A 17723-nucleotide genomic window follows, 5' to 3' on the forward strand; every position below is an offset into this window, starting at 1 on the left:
AGGCTCACAATCTGAACATGAGTGACTCCAAGGACGATATTGCCGCGGGCCTGGAACAGGTTTTCTGGAGCCGTGGTTTCGCGGAACCGAGTGTTCCCGTCTTGCGCGCCGGCGTCGGTGTCAGCATGCGTACCCTCTACCGGTATTTTCCCTCTCGTGAGGCGATGATTTTGGGCGCTTTGGAGTTCCGGCATCAACGGTACATGCGGTACGTCACAGATGGTGTTGAAGAGCCTGGTTTGAGTGCTGCCGAGCAGTTGTTTGACAAACTGGGTGGCTGGATGCGGATGACGGAGGGCAAAGAGTGTTTCTTCCGGCAAGCTCTTGCAGCAAACCCTGACAGTACAGACATCGCTGAGACCGTGAACCGGCATAAATCGGAGCTGCTGACGTTTTTTGGAAATCTCAGCGGTCAGATGCAGTTCGCTTCAACGCTCTATCTTCTCCACGAGGGTGTAACCGCTTCGTACGCGGAGTTGGGTGAGCAGGCTGTAGAAGATGCCAAACGTCTGGTGCGTCAAATGTTCAAGAGCGCGAACGAGAGCAAATACTCTTAAAGACAGCATTATGTCTTAGAAAAGGCGGGAACATGCCCGCCATTCCTTTAACTTTTTTACAAGGCTCAGATCGAACGCGCAGCAGAGAGGCGTTCTTCGGCCATTTTGTCAGCAATCTGTTCCGGTGCCGCATTCTCGCGGACTGCCCGGTCGTAGATCCGCATCAGCGTATCGCCGATTGCAATTGTTTTTTTCCGGACTTCCTCGTCATTGCCGCCTGGCTTTGCCAGAGCGATCGAGATAACGCCGCCTGCGTTGATCGCGTAGTCTGGTGCATAGAGAATGCCGCGGTTTTTGAGAGCCACGCCATCAGCCGGTGTCTGCAGTTGGTTATTCGCAGCACCCGCCACGATCCGCGCCTTGATTTCCGGAATGGTGCGGGCGTTGAGACCTGCGCCTAGAGCGCACGGTGCAAACACATCTGCCTCCACCTTGTGCGCCTCCGCCGGATCTACCGTTTTTGCACCAAAGGATTCAACAGCCTTCTCCTCGGCCGGCTTGTGAATATCGGAAACGATAAGGTTGGCGCCGGCTTCATGAAGTTGACGGGCGACATCGAAGCCGACATGCCCAAGACCTTGAACCGAGACTGTCCGACCGGACAAGGACGGATCACCGAAGACATGCGCAACGGAAGCTTTAATGCCCTCAAAGACACCCAGCGCGGTGTAGGGTGAGGGGTCTCCCAGTCCTGTTGCCTGGGTGCCGCGCACGTGGTCCGTGTGGCGCGCAACCGCCTCCATATCTTCTGGTGAGACGCCGACGTCTTCAGCCGTGATGTAAGTGCCGGACAACCGCTCCACATGCCGTCCAAAGGCTTCCATCAAAGCTTCTGACTTATCCTTGCGCGGATCAGCGATGATGACCGCCTTACCGCCGCCAAGTTCAAGGCCTGCGAGTGAGTTCTTGTAAGTCATGCCTCGGGACAACCGGAGCGCATCGTTCAAAGCTTCGGACGGCGTAGCGTAAGGCCAGACGCGGCAGCCACCGAGAGCGGGGCCAAGCCGGGTGTCATGGACGGCGATGATCGCTTTCAGACCGGTATTCGCATCTTGAACGATCACGATGTTTTCGTGGTCTTCCATTTCCGGATGGTCAAAGACAGCGGTGTGATGGACAGTGGTATGGATGGCGTTCATGGTTGGCTCAATTCAAAATGATTGTTGTTGAGTATATTTTATTCAAACATTCCGAAATTTGCTGCTTTTCTTACTCAATTGAATGCTTATAAGTGAAGGTTCTTTCCTGCTTGTCAGGATTATTGTGAAAAATTTTTCATTTCGTTTTTGCGGCTGCGAACAGTTTGGGTCATCTTGTTGCCGCCTTCTGGGACAACAACCCGATTGCGCTATATTAAGGTTCAGGGATTCGAGCAGGAGCAACAAGTGCGTCAGCAAATCGTTCGCGCGTGGAACTTGATGAACGCCAGGGCAGTCTTGTTCCTTGCGGTATTTGGTTTTGCGATGTTTGGCGCGACCGGCGCTCAGGCGCACCCGCACGTCTTCGTGGAGGCGCGCTCTTCCCTTGTGTTCGATGAGAACGGTGATGTTGTCGCCGTCCGGCATATCTTCCGCTTCGATGACGCGTTTTCAGCCTTTGCGATTCAGGGCTTCGATACCAATCAGGACGGCATCTATTCTCGGGAAGAGCTTGCCGAACTGGCTGACGTCAATGTCGAGAGTATGGCTGATTTCGGCTATTTCACGTTTGGCGACAACACGCGCATCGAATTGGATTTCGCAACGCCGACCGACTACTGGCTTGAGGTGAAGACTGTCGCACTCGAAGACTACTGGGTCATGAAGCCAGAGGACTTTGAGGCGATCGCCGAAGATATTCAGATGAACGGCGGCACAATGCCGGAGGATGTAAAGCTCCTTGAGCTGCATTTCACGTTGCCGCTCAAAGATCCAAGTGATGCGTCTGCACCAATCACGCTTGATGTCTATGACCCGACTTATTACGTCGATTTCCGGTTTGGCCAAGAGGATAGCGCACTCGGAACAGTAAATGCGCCTGGTGCGTGTCAGATCACGCGCAAAGAACCGCCGCCGCTTGATGATGCGACGGCCTATGCTCTTGCTCAAATCGGTCCGGATCAAAGAGACCTGCCGCCCGAGCTGCAGTCTGCAGCCGCGACACAAGTCAACCAGATGATTGTCACCTGTGGGGCTGCTGCTCAAGTAGCCGCCACTCTCAACGCTTCAGAGCTTTCAGAACAAAAATCATCAGCAGGAAATGCTTCGCCCGAGACTGCGGCAGCGGCAATTGAAAGTGCAATCGCGCAAGGCCCGGGTACAGAGCCGATGTCCCGGGCTTCAGATGTGCTGCAAAACACGCAGCAGACGATCACGATAGAGCCGGGTTTGATGGACCAGATTTTCGGATCGATTGCCCAGATGCAGAAGGACTTTTATCAAAAGCTGGTCGCGAGCTTGAGGTCTTTCCGGACCAATCCGAATGCGTTTTGGCTGCTCGTCGGCCTTTCCTTCGCCTATGGAATATTCCACGCGGCAGGTCCGGGGCATGGGAAGGCGATCATCACGTCTTATGTCGTCGCCAACAACGAAACCTTGAAGAAAGGTATTATACTTTCCTTCGCCTCCGCGTTTGCTCAAGCAGTCACCGCGATCGTCCTGGTGGGCGGGCTTGCCGTTGTGTTCAATCTCACGAGTATCGCTATTCAGGATACGGCGCGCTGGTTCGAGATCGGGTCTTATGTGCTGATTACAGCTCTGGGCGCCTGGCTCTTGTGGCAAAAGGCGGGAAAACCCGTTCTGGCAAGCATGGTGAACCGTCAGGCCCACGAGGGGCTTGCTTTTGCCGGTGCCCACGCTGGGGGGCATCATGGCCACGATCATCATCACCACCACCACCACGGTCATCACCACCATCATCATGACCATGACCATCATATTGGCCCGGATGGTGTGTGCTCCAGTTGTGGGCATGCCCACGCACCGACACCGGATATGCTTCAGGGCAAGATCACGCTGTCCAAGGCCGTGTCCATCATTTTGGCAGTAGGCTTGCGGCCCTGCACCGGTGCGCTTGTCGTGCTGGTCTTTGCTTTGTCGCAGGGCATGATCGCTGCCGGGATTGCCTCAACGCTTGCGATGGCCGTCGGTACAGGGATTACCGTTGCGCTTCTGGCAGGGCTTGCCGTCTCGGCCAAGGATCTGGCCGTCCGCCTCTTCGGCGAAGGCAGCCCCATGGCGGTAAGAGTGCACCGTACAATCGAGATCCTGGGCGCTGCAGTGGTGTTTTTGCTTGGGATTACCCTTTTAATCGCCGCTGTCGGCTGGGGATAGGAACTGATTTGTTCCGAAAGAAAGAGAATTTGGGCTGGCGCTTAGAGTGCCAGCCTTTTTTGTCTGTAGGTGCGAACGGCGCCTCCAAAAGCTGAAAACAATTTCTTGGAGGGCCCGTCGGTCATCACCCAATACTCCGGGTGCCATTGGGTGGCCATCACATAGCCAGGTGCATCCTTAATGGTCATGGCTTCGATCGTGCCGTCTTCCGCTTTGGCTTCGATCACAAGCCCTTTGCCGAGTTCCCCGACCGCTTGCCGGTGGAGGGAGTTCACCTCAAACGGTTCCTCTCCCAGGACGGTTTCCAACGGGCCGCCTGTGTTGATCTCGACGGTATGAGCGATACGGAAACGTTCGTCCTGACTGTCTGATGTCGGTGGCCGGTGGTCCTTACGCCCTTCAATCTCCTGAACCTCGGTCAATAGTGTCCCGCCAAAGGCTACATTCATCTCCTGCATACCGCGGCAAATCGCGAACACCGGAACGCCGCGTTCCACAGCCCTCTTGATTAGCGGCAAGGTGGTTGCGTCGCGGTCCGGATCATAAGGCCCGTTGGCTTCTGTCGGTGCTTGTCCATAAAGCTGAGGATTTACATTCGACCGCGATCCGGTCACCAGAACACCATCAACGTTGTCCAGAGCCGCATCGATATCCAGGTCCGCTCCAAGAGCCGGCAGGATCATGGGTATGGCGTCTGCGCCTTTGAGAACCGCCTGCAAGTAGGTGGAGATGGTTGCATGCCAGTTGAAGCCATCGATGGATTTGACATCGGCGGTCACGAGAACCAGCGGTTTGGACATGGTCTTGCCTTATCAGATTGTCTGGACAGAACGTTACGAGATCAGAAGAGAGTGATACCGCCTGCCGATCAATCGAGCAATCCAAGATCCTGTGCAACCTTGTAGAGCTGCGCTGCGTTCTTGTTGCCGACCTTCTCCCGCAAGTTCAGACGATGAGACTCAACCGTCCGCACACTGATCCCGAGGCTCTTGGCAACTTCCTTGTTGGGCAGGCCTTTGGCAATTGCTGTGAGCACCTGGCGCTCGCGGTCAGTCAATCCATAGGGATCCTCAATCGGAGCGGAGGTTGCGGTGCCAACAAGTGTCGGCCCCACCGCAGAGGAGAAATAGTATCCGCCGGACGCCACACTCGAGATCGCAGTGATCATTTCAGGGGCCGAAATATCCTTCAGGATGTAACCGCGGGCACCGGCTTGAACAACGCCGCGCACATATTCAGAGTTGTCATAGATCGACAGGATCAGTACCGCGATTTCCGGGAAGGATTTGCGAACTTCCGCAGCGGCTTCAAGGCCGTTCATGACCGGCATCGAGACATCCATCAAGAGGACATCCGGCCGGAGTTCATGCGCCAGTTTGACCGCTTCCCGGCCATTCGTTGCTTCGCCCACAACTTCGATTTCCGGAACCTTGTTCAACCGGGCCCTTATCCCGTCGCGGACAAGGGCATGATCATCGGCCAGCAGAACCCGTATCGGTTTGGTCATTGGCTCAAGATTAGGTGAGTGAACTGTCATGTTCATATCATGCAGCCATTGCAGTGGCGTTGTCGAGAGGCATTTCAACGTCGATCTGTGTGCCGCCGAACTTGCCGCGGCTCATGGATAATTTGCCGCCGTATGTTTCGATACGCTCGCGCATGTTCCGGAAACCCAGACCACCAGTTTTCGGCAGCGGATAAGGCAGTCCAATCCCATCGTCTTCAACCCGCAGCTTGAGCGTGCGCGCGCCGACGGTCAGGGAGATGTTGACTTCCCCGGCTTCAGCGTGACGGGCCACATTTGTCATGCACTCCTGCACAACGCGATAAAGTGACGTCTTTGCGCCTTCTGACAAGCGGGCGTGGCATCGTTCTGCCTCGACGTTGACGGTTATGCCCGATTGGGCCTGGAATTCTTTGCCAAGGCTCCCGAGCGCTGCAGCCAGACCCATGTCGTCCAGAACACTTGGCCGCAGGTCCCGGGAGATCCGGCGAACCTCGGTGATGGTTCCGTCGATGATGTTCAGGCATTTTGCAGCTTGGGCCTGAAGGTCCGCGTTTTGGTTGGCTTCGCTATGGATCAATTCAAGCCCATACCGCACGGAAACCAACAGCTGCGATATACTGTCATGAAGTTCGGTGGAAACGCGTTTGCGTTCTTGTTCCTGAACTTCAAGGATCCGGTTGGTCAAGGCCTTCAAACGCGTGTCGGCAAAGCGCTGCTCAGAGAATCTGACGGCAGCGATCAAGGTGCCAACGATTATGATCGCGGCCAGCGTAATCAAAAAAATCACGAAAAGTGTTTGACGGATGCTGCGGGCAAAATCGGCTCGTATGGCAGCAATTTCCTTCGCAATATCGTCGGTATAAAGACCGGTTCCGAGCATCCAGCCCCATTTGTCCAGAAGAATGGCGTAACCGAGCTTTTCTTCTACCGTTCCGGTCGACGGCTTGTGCCAGACATATTGATGAAAGCCCCCGCCCTGTTGCGCTGCCTTGATCAGATTCTGGATGACAAAATCGCCCGTCTTATCCTGCAAGTCCCACCAATTGTTACCGACGAGCTGCGGTAATTTGGGGTGCACAACGTTGGTGCCGTCCAGCGTGTAGACGAAAAAATAGCCGTCATAATCAAAGGTCAGATTCTTCAAGATCTCCTTGACCTCAGCTTGAGCAGCCTGCCTTCCGTCCGGTTCGTTTTCATAGATCTGTTCAATCGACGTAAGCGCAAGGCTCACGTAATTCCGGATTTCCTGGCGTTTTGCGGCCAGGATCCGCGTTTCAACGGAACGGGTCTCTGCGTCAATCAGCGCGCTGGACTGATAATAGCTGACGCCGCCGATCAGCAACGAAACAGCGATCAGTGGCAGGATCGTGATCAGCAGCAATTTTGTCTTAAACGTCACCCACTTGTTCCTCATATTGCGCGAACCGGCGCCCTAACAGCACTCTCTTGCGTGGAATTCAGTAGTACTACTGAAAAGATGCGCAGAACCACGAATAGCATCAGTGCCGCTTGGTCAACTAGACATACGGCGAGATCGGTGCAAGGGTGTATTCCGGTCCGATATCAGGTCCGTTTAGGGAGGAAACTAATGGATCGTCGTTCGTTTATCAAAAAAGCTGGTCTTGGTGCTGGTGGTATCGCTGCAGGTTCTGCTCTTGCGGCTCCGGCCATCGCGCAGGGCACCAAGGACATGGTCATCGTGTCAACCTGGCCGCGGGACTTCCCGGGTCTTGGTATTCCGGCTCAGCGCCTCGCAGCTCGCATTGCAGAGCTGACCGAAGGCCGCATCAACGTTCAGTACTTCGCCGCTGGCGAACGCGTTGGTGCTTTCGACTCCTTCGATGAAGTTGCTTCCGGCAACGCGCAAGCTTACATCGGCGCAGACTACTACTGGAAAGGTAAGCACCCGGGTTGGGCTGCGTTTACTGCTGTTCCGTTCGGTCTCACTTACACTGAAATGGACGCCTGGATTAAGTTCGGCGGCGGTCAGGAACTGTGGGATGAGCTGGCAGGTGAATTCGGCCTGAAGAACTTCGCCATGGGTAACACCGGCGTTCAGATGGGCGGCTGGTTCAACAAGGAAATCGAGACAGCTGACGACCTTAAAGGCCTGAAGATGCGTATTCCTGGCCAGGGTGGTGACGTCATGGCGAAACTCGGTGCCTCTCCGGTTTCTCTGCCGGGTGGCCAGATCTACGAAAACCTGGTTTCCGGTGCGATCGATGCGACAGAGTGGGTTGGTCCGTTCAACGACTACTTCATGAAGTTCTACGAAGCTGCGAAGTACTACTACTATCCGGGTATGCACGAGCCGGGCGCACAGCTGGCTATGGGCATCAACAAGGCATGGTGGGATACACTTGACGCGACCGATCAGGCGATCATCGCGGCAGCTTGTAACGAAGAAAACGCCCTGACCATGGCTGAGACAAACGCCAACAATGGTGTTTACCTCAACCGTCTGATCAACGAGCACGGCGTTGAGCTGCGTGAATTCAACGACGAAATCTATGATGCGTTCGGTGAAGCAGCTCAGGAAGTTCTTGAAGAGGCAATGGACCATTCTCCGATGGCCAAGAAGATCTTCGAAAGCTTCATCAATGCCCGCAAGGACATCGGCAGCTGGATGGCGATTTCCGACGTTGCATACAGCAACAAGCGGAACGCCGTTCTAGGTATTCCTTCATAAGGGATGCTCTTCTACGGATAGGGGCGGGAAACTTCCCGTCCCTTCTTTTTATTGACACGATAAAAAAGGCTCCGCCACGATGACTGCCTTGGACAGTGTTCAAGACGGATCTCCAGCCATGAATACCGGCACGGGACCAACACCAGAAAGCGCGCGTCTTTTCCGCCTATTCGGTTGGGGCGTACTGGCCATCATGGCCGCATATCTGTTGAACAATTATCTGACATACTGGCAAGACTTACCCGGCATTGCGCCCATCTATGGTGGTGCTGCAAACGGGTCGCTGCCGATCGTCTGGTCTTGGTTGCAAATGGCTGTTTACGCCGGTTTTCTGGCGGCCGTATTCGTCTATGTGATGCGGAGTACAACACCGCTGCGCGTCGACAGCGCGCGGATCAGCAACATCAACACCTTCATAATCCGAGCCGCATTTTTTGCGGTTTTGATCGTTGGATTGGTGGACAGTGCGATCTCCTTCCTGCGGATCGAAGAGCTCTTGCCGGGAATTGTTGGGCAGGATCTCGCAGATGAGCTTGGCAAGTCTCGGTTCCGCGGCGCCTACGTCCACATGCCGTTGATTGCCCTGTCGATCGTGATCGCCGCCTTTACAAGAACACTTGGCTTTACCTGGCTCGCGCTGCTTGTGGTGGTGGCCGAGCTCGCCATCGTGATTGGCCGTTTTGTGTTTTCCTACGAGCAGGCCTTCCTCGCCGACTTGGTGCGCTTCTGGTACGCAGCACTCTTCCTGTTCGCGAGTGCCTATACGCTGCTTGAAGAAGGGCACGTTCGAGTGGATGTGTTCTATGCCGGTATGGCTCCGAAGACCAAAGGCTATGTCAACGCGATCGGGTCGGTTGTACTGGGCATGAGCCTTTGCACGACGATCCTTGTTCTCGGCATGGGCGGAAAACAGAACATCATCAACAGCCCGATCCTGGCCTACGAAGTGACACAGGCAGGATTTGGTCTTTACGTGAAATACCTCATGGCCGGTTTTCTGGGAGTGTTCGCCACCTCCATGATGATCCAATTCGTGGCCTATTTCCTGGACGCCATTGCCGACATTCGCGGTGAACCTGGCGGACGGGATCACGAAAACCACCCTGTTAACTAGAGCCAGACGAGATCGTTTGATATGGAACTTTTCTTCCTTCTTCTTCTTGTCGTGATCATGGCGTTTGCGCTTGGCTGCGGTTTTCCGGTGGCATTCGCCCTTCCAGGCGCGGCAATCATCACAATCGGACTTGCAGCCGGTGCCGGCGCGCTCTTCGCCAGTGGGGCGGACGCGTTCTTCCACTCCGGCAGCGCCGCACAGTGGCTGAGTGCCGGTGTTACCAACTTCCGGGGCATCTACTGGGAAGCGGAACGAGATACGCTCATAGCGATTCCGCTTTTCGTGTTCATGGGCATCATGCTCCAGCGGTCCAAGATCGCTGAGGATCTTCTCGTGACCATGGCGCGGCTTTTCGGTCCGGTTCCGGGCGGTCTCGGCATTTCTGTTGTGTTCGTGGGCGCGCTGCTGGCGGCAACGACGGGCATCGTTGGTGCGACTGTTGTGGCGATGGGTCTGATCTCCTTGCCGGCAATGCTGCGGAACAATTATTCGGTGCCGCTGGCAACGGGTACGATCGCGGCTTCAGGTACGCTCGGACAGATCATCCCACCGTCCATCGTTCTGATCATTTTGGCTGACCAGCTCGCAAGTGCGGTCGACCAAGCCGGGTCCATCCGGCAGGCGCTTTACAAGGACAACACCGGCGAACTTTCGATGCCGTCCGACTTCTCGGTCGTGTCGACCAGTGCCGGCGAGATGTTCCTTGGCGCGTTCTTGCCGGGTCTTGTTCTTGTTGGGCTGTACATGCTGTTCATCCTCGGCTTTGCACTTCTGAAGCCAAGTGCTGCACCTGCAGTGCATGAGGAAGGCACGTTTACACGCCAGTTCGCAGTGAAGGTTTTCATTACCCTGGTTCCGCCGCTGGCCTTGATCTTCCTGGTTCTGGGTTCGATCATTGCGGGTATTGCAACTGTGAACCAGGCTGGCGCGATCGGTGCTGTCGGCGCCATGATCATGGCTGGGTACAGGCTGCGTGATGGTGAGAAGGGGGCATACACTCCTGCGATCATCGCTATCGTGGCGTTGCTGGCGATTGCCATTGTGATCAGCTTCATTGGTGCCGTGAACATCAAGTTGATCCAGACAAGCCAGGACCTTCTTGGGCTTGTGTTGGCTCTGATTGCCGTCTCGTTGCTGCTGATTGCGATCTTCTGGTCTGGTTGGCGCACATTGAAGTTGGAAGACACCCTCCGTGGTGTGATGGTCGAAACCGCGAAGACGACGTCGCTGGTCTTTATCATCTTGCTTGGTGCGGCGATGCTGACATCTGCGTTCCGGGCCTTCGGTGGTGAAGACCTTGTGAAGGACTTCCTGCAGGGGCTGCCTGGCGGCTTCTGGGCGCAATTCCTCATCGTCATGCTGGTAATCTTTATCCTTGGCTTCTTTCTCGACTTCATCGAGATTGCGGTTGTGGTCGTGCCGATTGTTGCACCGATCCTGCTTGCTGACCCGTCTGCAAACGTCACGGCTGTTTGGCTTGGTGTGATGATCGGTCTGAACATCCAGACCTCCTTCCTGACACCACCATTTGGATTTGCGCTGTTCTACTTGCGCGGGGTTGCGCCTGCGATCGTGAAGACGGTCGATATGTACAAGGGCGTGATCGCGTTCATTGCATTGCAGCTCGTCGCGCTCGCGATCGTGGGCTTCAATCCGCAGCTCGTGAACTATCTTCCGAACCGTTCGACTTTGTTGTCGGAGACTGCGCCGCCACCAAAGAACCCGCGTCTTCAATACTGCATGGAAAGAATCGTTCACGAGGATTTCCAGCAGAATGGTGATGGCATTCTTGCAACGATCCAGTCGACGGCAAACTTGGACATGAGCTATCTGCCGGAGGACCTGCGTGAAGACTTGGCCGAAGGCTTTGAAAAAGCGCAGAACGCACTCCCGCTGATGCAGGAGATCAAGGACGCAGAGGCGGCGGTAGCAGCAGCTGCGGGCGACTACCGCCCAATCCACGGCCTGGTTCGGGCTCTAGAGCGGGATGCCCGCCGCATCGACGAGACGATCGAAGAGCTTAAAGTGGTCGTCAGCCGGTCTGGTCCGGAAGGCATCTATACGGTAGAGCAAGGCGAACGGGCTCAGGCACGGATCGACACTCTCCAGGCTGAGCATGATGCGCTCCTGGCTCAGATCCCTGAGGAATGGGACGACACATACGCGACCTTCTCTCAGATCCAGAAGGCCGAGAACACAGCCCGCTTGACCTTCCGCCGCAATGCGGACCAGGCCTATGAGCCAGTGCTCGAGCTGAAGGCAATCCTGCGAGATGTCGACGTTGTCGCCAGTTTCGAAGCTGAACTTGAGGCTTTGAAAGAGCAGGTTACCCAGTTGGAACCGGAAGCCGCGGTGGAGGCAATTGCTGCGATGCGATCCAAGGTCGGGTCCGCTGAAGGCACAAGCGATATTCGCAAGGGCCTGACGGAAGCCCGCAAGATCATGCGGAGCCGGACACCCAACGCGGAAGAGGCGATTGCGGAGATCGACAAGTCGATTGCTGCTGTCCAAGCCGATCTTGCCTGGCGCCAACGTGCGGCATCGGAGCTGTTGCCCCAACTGGAGGCGTATGACGCTGCGGTTGGCACCAACATCGGATTGCGTCAGCAGGACCGCTTGCCGGACGCAATGGCTCTGGAAGTCGCTGGATGTCTCTCCGATCACAGAGACATTTCGCTCAGCTTCTGAGTTAAACAGAAACGAAAAAAGCGGGGAGAGAAATCTCCCCGCTTTTTTGTTTGGATGGGCGGTTGCTCTGCGTTGGGGACTGAGCTCAATCCCACTTCACATCGCAGGTCAGCATGTAACCGGACCCGTAAATCGTCCGGATATGCGCAGGGCCGTCTTTCCTGTTCAGTTTCTTGCGGATACGCGAAATGCGAACGTCGATGGACCGGTCGAGGCTTTCATCGCGGCCGCCGTGTTCAAGTAGGTAATCCCGGGTGAGTACCCGCTTTGGTGCTCGCAATAGTGCCTCCAGGAGTGTTGCTTCCCCGGTCGACAGAAAGGTTTCCTCCCCTTCCGGAGATGTTAGGCAGTGGGAAGACGGTATGTAACTCCAGTCTGCAAAGCACGCGGTTTCTTTTTTCTTGGCAGCGCGGATCGGTTCGCCCCCCAATCTTCGGAGAATGGACCGGATCCGTGCCACGACTTCCCTCGGGTCGAACGGTTTGACCACGTAGTCGTCCGCGCCGAGTTCCAAACCGAGGACCCGGTCCGTGGCATGTGCACGCGCGGACAAGACAATGATTGGCACGGACGAGTGCCGGCGGATCTCATTGATCAAGGCCATGCCCTCCATGTCCGGGAGGCCAAGGTCAACAATGCAAGCGTCTGGTGTTTCTGCCTCAAGAGCGGCCAGCATCTGCGCTGCAGTTGAAAATACCTCACCTTCCATATCGAAGGGTTGCATCGCCTCAATCAACAGACGACCGATTTCCGGTTCGTCATCGACGATGAATGCGCGGGTCTTTCCCGTTGCCAAAGGCTTTGAGTGCGAAGAGCGTTCTGATGTCATGGTTGCAGTATTTTGCGGAGTGTTTCCGCGAGTTGGTAGTCGTTAAAAGGTTTAGCTAAAACAGGAAATTCGCAACTGCTGTTGTTGTCTGCGAGTGCCGACCAATCCGCATACCCAGTCATTAAAGCGATCCCCAACTCTGGCCGGTTCTGGCGTATTTCACGGGCAAGCTTCAAACCGTTGGTTTGCCCTGGCATGATGATGTCACTCAAAACTGCACGCAGCTCCGGCAGGTCCAGCGCGAGTTGACGGGCATCTTCCGCATTTTCCGCCTTCAATATCGCGAACCCGAGGTTCTGCAGCTGATCAGCGATGGTTTCGCTCACATCCGGATCATCCTCGATCAGCAGAAGCAGTTCTCCTGAGCCGTATTTTAGGGATGCTTTGTCTTCGCTTTCGCCGATGTCACCCGCGTCTTGCAGCCTGACAAGCGGCAAGTAGATTGTAAGTGCGGTGCCTTCTCCCAGCTTGCTGCGTACTTGAATCGCACCGCCGGACTGCTGAATGAAGCCATAAACCATTGACAGACCCAACCCGCTGCCAGTGCCGAAAGCCTTGGTCGTAAAAAAGGGTTCAAAGATTTTGAGTTGGCTGTCTTCATCCATACCGCTGCCTGTATCAGCAACGGTTATCGCGGCATATTCTCCCGCCGGCACCGACAATTCTTGAGCTTGTTGAGAACCCAGATCAGTTGCCTTTAAACCGATGGAGAGTGAGCCACCATTCGGCATCGCATCCCGCGCGTTGAAGGCCATATTGATGAACGTCGTTTCCATCTGGGTCGGATCGATCAATGCGCCAATGCTGCGATCTTCGGCAACTATGGTAAGTGAGATGGAAGATGGCAGGGAGCCTTCAAGCAGTCGCGCCGCTGACCCGATCACATCGGCGACCGGAACCCTTTGCGGATCGACCGGCTTGCCACGGCTGAAGGCCAATAGGCGCTGGATCAGGTCAGATCCACGTTTAGCGGCTTCCAGCATCGGGGTGACCTTGCTGTCGAGCGCTTCCTTACCAACAGGTGTTTCCATCCGGCCAAGCGTAAGAAGATTGCCCATCATAATGGCCAGGAGATTGTTGAAGTCGTGCGCCAATCCCCCGGTCAGTTTGCCGACGGCATCCATTCGCTGGGATTGGACCAGCGCCGCTTCCGCTGCTTTTTGATCGCTGGCATCAAGGGACAAAACGAATATTCCGAGAGTCCGCCCGTCAACAGTCATGTCGGGGATGAGCGTCGATCGCATATAGGCCATCGTGCCATCCAGGCGTTCCCTTTGATACTCATAGCTGACCGCATTGCCCTCAAAGGCGCGATTGATATGCGGTTCAAGCTCTGCAAACAGCTCGTCGCCCACAATATCCCGCGCTGGACGCCCAGCAATTGAGACGATGGAATGTCCGAACCAGTCCGCATATCTGCGGTTTGCAAACCTGAAAACCGGTCCCGGTGAGAGGTACGCAATGAGGGCCGGGATGTTGTCTGTAACGAGACGCAGCCAGTCCTCACTCTGCTGTAAGGCGTGCGTTCTTTCTTCGACAGTTCGTTCGAGTTTCTCCTGCCGCTGACGTTCTTCGGTGACATCCGAGTAAATCGTCACGAACCCGCCCTGGGGGAGTGGCGTCCCGGAAACCGCAATGATCTGACCGTTTGGGCGGATGCGTTCGAAATAATGCGGCTCGAAAAGCTTGGCGCGTTCGATCCGGCGTTCAATCTTGGCTTCGATGTCTCCCGGGCCATATTCGCCCCGTTCGGCATTTACGCGAATAAAATCTTGCAGGTGAGAACCGCGCCGCACAATGCTCTCCGGCATGTCCAGCATGTCGTACAATCCGCGGTTCCAAGCGACCAGGCGAAGGTCGCTGTCAAAGACGGTAAACCCCTGATTAATATGATCAAGAGCCGCCTGCAGCAGGTCGATCTGCGCTTTGAGTTGTTTGGTCTCCTCCATATCCGAACAGTAAGGTGCGATGGAGGCTTTGGCTACTGCCTTGTTTCGCACCCGCAGCGAACTTGCAACATTTCGATAAGATTTGAACATACTGCTGCAAACCACCCGAATTAGCGTGAAGGCGTTGGGAGTGGATCAAGCCTTTGTCCGTTCGACAAACCAGATTCTGGTTGAATGGGATGGCACTAGGTAGTTTCATATCCAGCATGAGAACGACCTCGGATAACCGGGGCGCCTTCTAAGGGAAGAAACATCTATGGTAGGGTCGGCCAGCGCTGGACAGCGCGCGGAGGACACCTTTCCGAAAATCCTTCTAAGCAATGGGAAGGTATTCGGTTCTCGGACGGCGTTCCGGGAAAAAGACCGGGGGATCTGGCAAAGCTGGACCTGGTCTGAGGTGCTTGATGAAATCCGTGCTTTTTCAATCGGACTTCAGTCTTTGGGTCTGAAACCCAAGGATAAGATCGCTATTGTCGGGGCCAACAGGCCGCGCCTGTACTGGTCGATGGTGGCCGCGCAGGCCCTCGGCGCGGTGCCAGTGCCAGTCTATTCCGATTCTGTTGCGGAAGAGATGGCATATGTCCTCGGCCACGCGGAAGTGCGATTCGCGGTGGTCGAAGATCAGGAGCAAGTCGATAAGCTGCTCAGCATGGGCGATGAAGTTCCGTCGTTGGAGCATCTCATTTATGACGATCCTCGTGGCTTGCGCGACTACCAGCAGGATCATCTGCACTTCTTCGACACGGTTCAGGAAATCGGCCGGAAACAGTTGTCTGAAAACTCCGGCCTGGAAGCCGAATGGGTCAACGGGTTCTCAGGGTATCAAGGCAGCGACATTGCGGTGATGTTGTACACCTCCGGAACCACTGGGCGTCCGAAGGGGGTCATGCTTTCGTTTGACAACTTGGTAATATCGGCACGCAACGGAAATGCTTTCGATAACCTCGATGAGACGGAAGAGGTTCTGGCCTATCTACCGATGGCCTGGATTGGCGATCACGTGTTTTCGCTCGCGCAGGCATTTACGGCCGGATATTGCGTGAACTGCCCGGAAAGCATGGACACGATCGATACAGATCGCCTCGAAATCGCACCAACATATTTCTTCGCCCCGCCGCGCGTTTATGAAAATCTGCTGACCCGGATCATGGTCCAGATGGAAGACGCCGGTAAATTCAAGAAAAAGATGTTTGACTATTTCATGGGTGTTGCCCGGAAAGTCGGCGAGAAAATCTTGAACGGTGAGCAAGTCTCGTTTGGCGACCGTCTTCTTTATAACATCGGCGAGTTCTGCGTTTACGGCCCTCTCAAAAACCGTATGGGTCTAACTCGCTTGAAAGTTGGCTACACTGCAGGCGAAGCGATTGGCCCGGAGATCTTCCAGTTCTTCCGCTCACTGGGGTTGAACCTCAAGCAACTTTATGGCCAGACCGAAGCCAGCGTTTACATCACCCTTCAGCCGGACGGCGAGATCTATGGTGACACGGTGGGTAAACCGGCACCGGATGTTGAGATCAAAATCGCCGACAACGGCGAGGTCATGTACCGCTCTCCCGGTGTTTTTGTCGGTTATTTCAAGAACGATGAGGCGACAGCCAGCACAAAGACCCCAGACGGCTGGGTGCATACCGGCGACGCCGGCATTATTGCAGACAACGGACATCTCAAGATCATCGATCGGGCCAAGGACGTCGGCAAACTCAATGACGGAGCTTTGTTCGCTCCGAAATACATCGAGAACAAGCTGAAGTTCTTCCCGAACATCAAAGAGGCGGTTGCCTTCGGTCATGAGCGGGACATGGTGACGGTGTTCATCAACATCGATTTGACTTCGGTCGGGTCTTGGGCTGAACGGAACAACGTCAACTATGCGTCCTACCAGGAACTGGCGTCCAACCCTGAAGTCTATGCGATGATCGAAAGTCACGTAGATCAGGTCAACCGTGACCTTGCCGGCGAACCGATGATGGCGGGTGCCCAGATCAAGCGCTTCCTGGTCCTGCACAAGGAACTTGACGCTGATGATGGCGAATTGACACGGACGCAGAAGGTCCGCCGGTCGTTTATCGCAGACCGGTATGCCCCGTTGATCGAGGCGCTCTATGACGGGTCGACCAGCAAACACGTGCGTACGGAAGTCACCTTCGAAGACGGGCGCAAGGGCGCCATCGAGGCGACTGTCGAAATTCGCGACATGAAGACCTACGAGCCCGGTGCAGGGTTCCAGGAGGCAGCCGAATGAACGCTCTAGTATCAGAGAAAGAACTTTCACCGGCTGCCGCTGGAGCACCTGCTGCGGGTGAAGAGCTCCTGCGCGTGGATAACGTGTCCTTGTCGTTCGGCGGCGTGAAAGCGATCACCAACATCTCTTTCGACATTCTGAAAGGGGAAATCCGCGCCATCATTGGTCCGAACGGGGCCGGCAAGACCTCAATGTTGAACGTTATCAATGGGTTCTATCACCCTCAGGAAGGCACCATTACCTGGCAAGGCAAAGTGCGCCGGAAGATGAAGCCGTATGAGGCGGCCAGCAATGGCATCGCCCGGACCTTCCAAAACGTTGCGCTGTTCAAAGGCATGACGACGCTGGACAACATCATGTCCGGCCGGTCCTTGAAGATGCACAAGAACTTCTTCTGGCAAATGCTTTGGCGAGGTCCGGCAGAGGCGGAAGAAATCGAGCACCGCAAGAAGGTCGAGGACATCATCGATTTCCTTGAGATCCAGGCGATCCGCAAAACTCCTGTCGGCCGTTTGCCGTATGGCCTGCAAAAACGGGTCGAGTTGGGCCGGGCGCTTGCCATGGAGCCTGATCTTCTTCTCCTGGACGAGCCGATGGCCGGCATGAACTTGGAAGAAAAAGAAGACATGAGCCGCTTCATCATCGATGTGAATCAGGAATTTGGAACAACCATCGCCCTGATTGAACACGATATGGGTGTTGTGATGGATCTCTCCGACCGTGTTGTCGTGCTCGACTACGGCAAGAAAATCGCGGACGGTCCACCCGAGGAAGTTCAGGCCAGCCAGGCCGTTATCGACGCTTATCTCGGTGTGAGCCACTAACGGGGGGAACCAA

At 55.4% G+C, this 17723-nt stretch carries 13 protein-coding genes; 7 read left to right on the forward strand and 6 right to left on the reverse strand.

Annotated features, from left to right (window positions below; all coding sequences use genetic code 11):
• Positions 1-17 precede the first annotated feature (17 nt).
• Positions 18-557, forward strand: coding sequence for a TetR/AcrR family transcriptional regulator (locus tag ACVDG4_RS22555; RefSeq protein ID WP_133951281.1), 540 nt, complete (start codon positions 18-20; stop codon positions 555-557).
• Between the two features lie 65 nt (positions 558-622).
• Here the strand turns inward: ACVDG4_RS22555 and ACVDG4_RS22560 are convergent, their stop codons facing one another.
• A complete protein-coding gene (locus tag ACVDG4_RS22560; RefSeq protein WP_447236768.1) occupies positions 623-1696 on the reverse strand; it encodes a Glu/Leu/Phe/Val dehydrogenase dimerization domain-containing protein in 1074 nt (357 codons plus the stop codon).
• Positions 1697-1942: 246 nt separating this feature from the next.
• Here ACVDG4_RS22560 and ACVDG4_RS22565 point away from each other — a divergent pair, with 246 nt between their 5' ends.
• The gene (locus tag ACVDG4_RS22565; RefSeq protein ID WP_447236769.1) at positions 1943-3868 is read left to right on the forward strand and encodes a HoxN/HupN/NixA family nickel/cobalt transporter; all 1926 of its coding nucleotides are present in this window, start codon (positions 1943-1945) and stop codon (positions 3866-3868) included.
• A gap of 41 nt (positions 3869-3909) precedes the next feature.
• On the opposite strand, the gene ACVDG4_RS22570 is transcribed toward ACVDG4_RS22565, so the two are convergent.
• From ACVDG4_RS22570 to ACVDG4_RS22580, 3 genes are all read right to left on the reverse strand, one after another.
• Positions 3910-4668, reverse strand: coding sequence for a gamma-glutamyl-gamma-aminobutyrate hydrolase family protein (locus tag ACVDG4_RS22570; RefSeq protein WP_447236770.1), 759 nt, complete (start codon positions 4666-4668; stop codon positions 3910-3912).
• Between the two features lie 68 nt (positions 4669-4736).
• Positions 4737-5405, reverse strand: a complete 669-nt coding sequence (locus tag ACVDG4_RS22575) for a response regulator (RefSeq protein WP_040452569.1) — start codon at positions 5403-5405, stop codon at positions 4737-4739.
• Between the two features lie 7 nt (positions 5406-5412).
• A complete protein-coding gene (locus tag ACVDG4_RS22580; RefSeq protein WP_209179893.1) occupies positions 5413-6774 on the reverse strand; it encodes a cache domain-containing protein in 1362 nt (453 codons plus the stop codon).
• 189 nt (positions 6775-6963) lie between these two features.
• Here ACVDG4_RS22580 and ACVDG4_RS22585 point away from each other — a divergent pair, with 189 nt between their 5' ends.
• The 3 genes from ACVDG4_RS22585 (at position 6964) to ACVDG4_RS22595 (ending at position 11866) form a co-directional block, all read left to right on the forward strand.
• On the forward strand, positions 6964-8064 hold the full coding sequence (locus ACVDG4_RS22585; protein ID WP_055672577.1) for a TRAP transporter substrate-binding protein: 1101 nt from the start codon (positions 6964-6966) through the stop codon (positions 8062-8064).
• Positions 8065-8182: 118 nt separating this feature from the next.
• Positions 8183-9178 (forward strand): TRAP transporter small permease subunit, encoded by a 996-nt coding sequence (locus ACVDG4_RS22590; RefSeq protein WP_306147845.1) that lies wholly within the window; start codon positions 8183-8185, stop codon positions 9176-9178.
• A gap of 21 nt (positions 9179-9199) precedes the next feature.
• Complete coding sequence (locus tag ACVDG4_RS22595; protein WP_447236771.1) at positions 9200-11866, forward strand: TRAP transporter large permease; 2667 nt, start codon at positions 9200-9202, stop codon at positions 11864-11866.
• An 85-nt stretch (positions 11867-11951) separates the two neighbouring features.
• Here the strand turns inward: ACVDG4_RS22595 and ACVDG4_RS22600 are convergent, their stop codons facing one another.
• Both ACVDG4_RS22600 and ACVDG4_RS22605 read right to left on the reverse strand, forming a co-directional pair.
• Complete coding sequence (locus tag ACVDG4_RS22600; RefSeq protein WP_447236772.1) at positions 11952-12695, reverse strand: response regulator transcription factor; 744 nt, start codon at positions 12693-12695, stop codon at positions 11952-11954.
• Entirely contained in the window at positions 12692-14734 is a 2043-nt protein-coding gene (locus ACVDG4_RS22605; protein ID WP_447236773.1) for a PAS-domain containing protein, read from the reverse strand. Before ACVDG4_RS22605 ends, ACVDG4_RS22600 begins: the two co-directional genes overlap by 4 nt.
• Before the next feature lie 166 nt (positions 14735-14900).
• Here ACVDG4_RS22605 and ACVDG4_RS22610 point away from each other — a divergent pair, with 166 nt between their 5' ends.
• The gene (locus ACVDG4_RS22610; protein ID WP_133951297.1) at positions 14901-16886 is read left to right on the forward strand and encodes an AMP-dependent synthetase/ligase; all 1986 of its coding nucleotides are present in this window, start codon (positions 14901-14903) and stop codon (positions 16884-16886) included.
• Complete coding sequence (locus ACVDG4_RS22615; RefSeq protein WP_133951299.1) at positions 16883-17710, forward strand: ABC transporter ATP-binding protein; 828 nt, start codon at positions 16883-16885, stop codon at positions 17708-17710. Before ACVDG4_RS22610 ends, ACVDG4_RS22615 begins: the two co-directional genes overlap by 4 nt.
• Positions 17711-17723: the final 13 nt, after the last annotated feature.

The organism is Roseibium sp. MB-4, assembly GCF_053005265.1.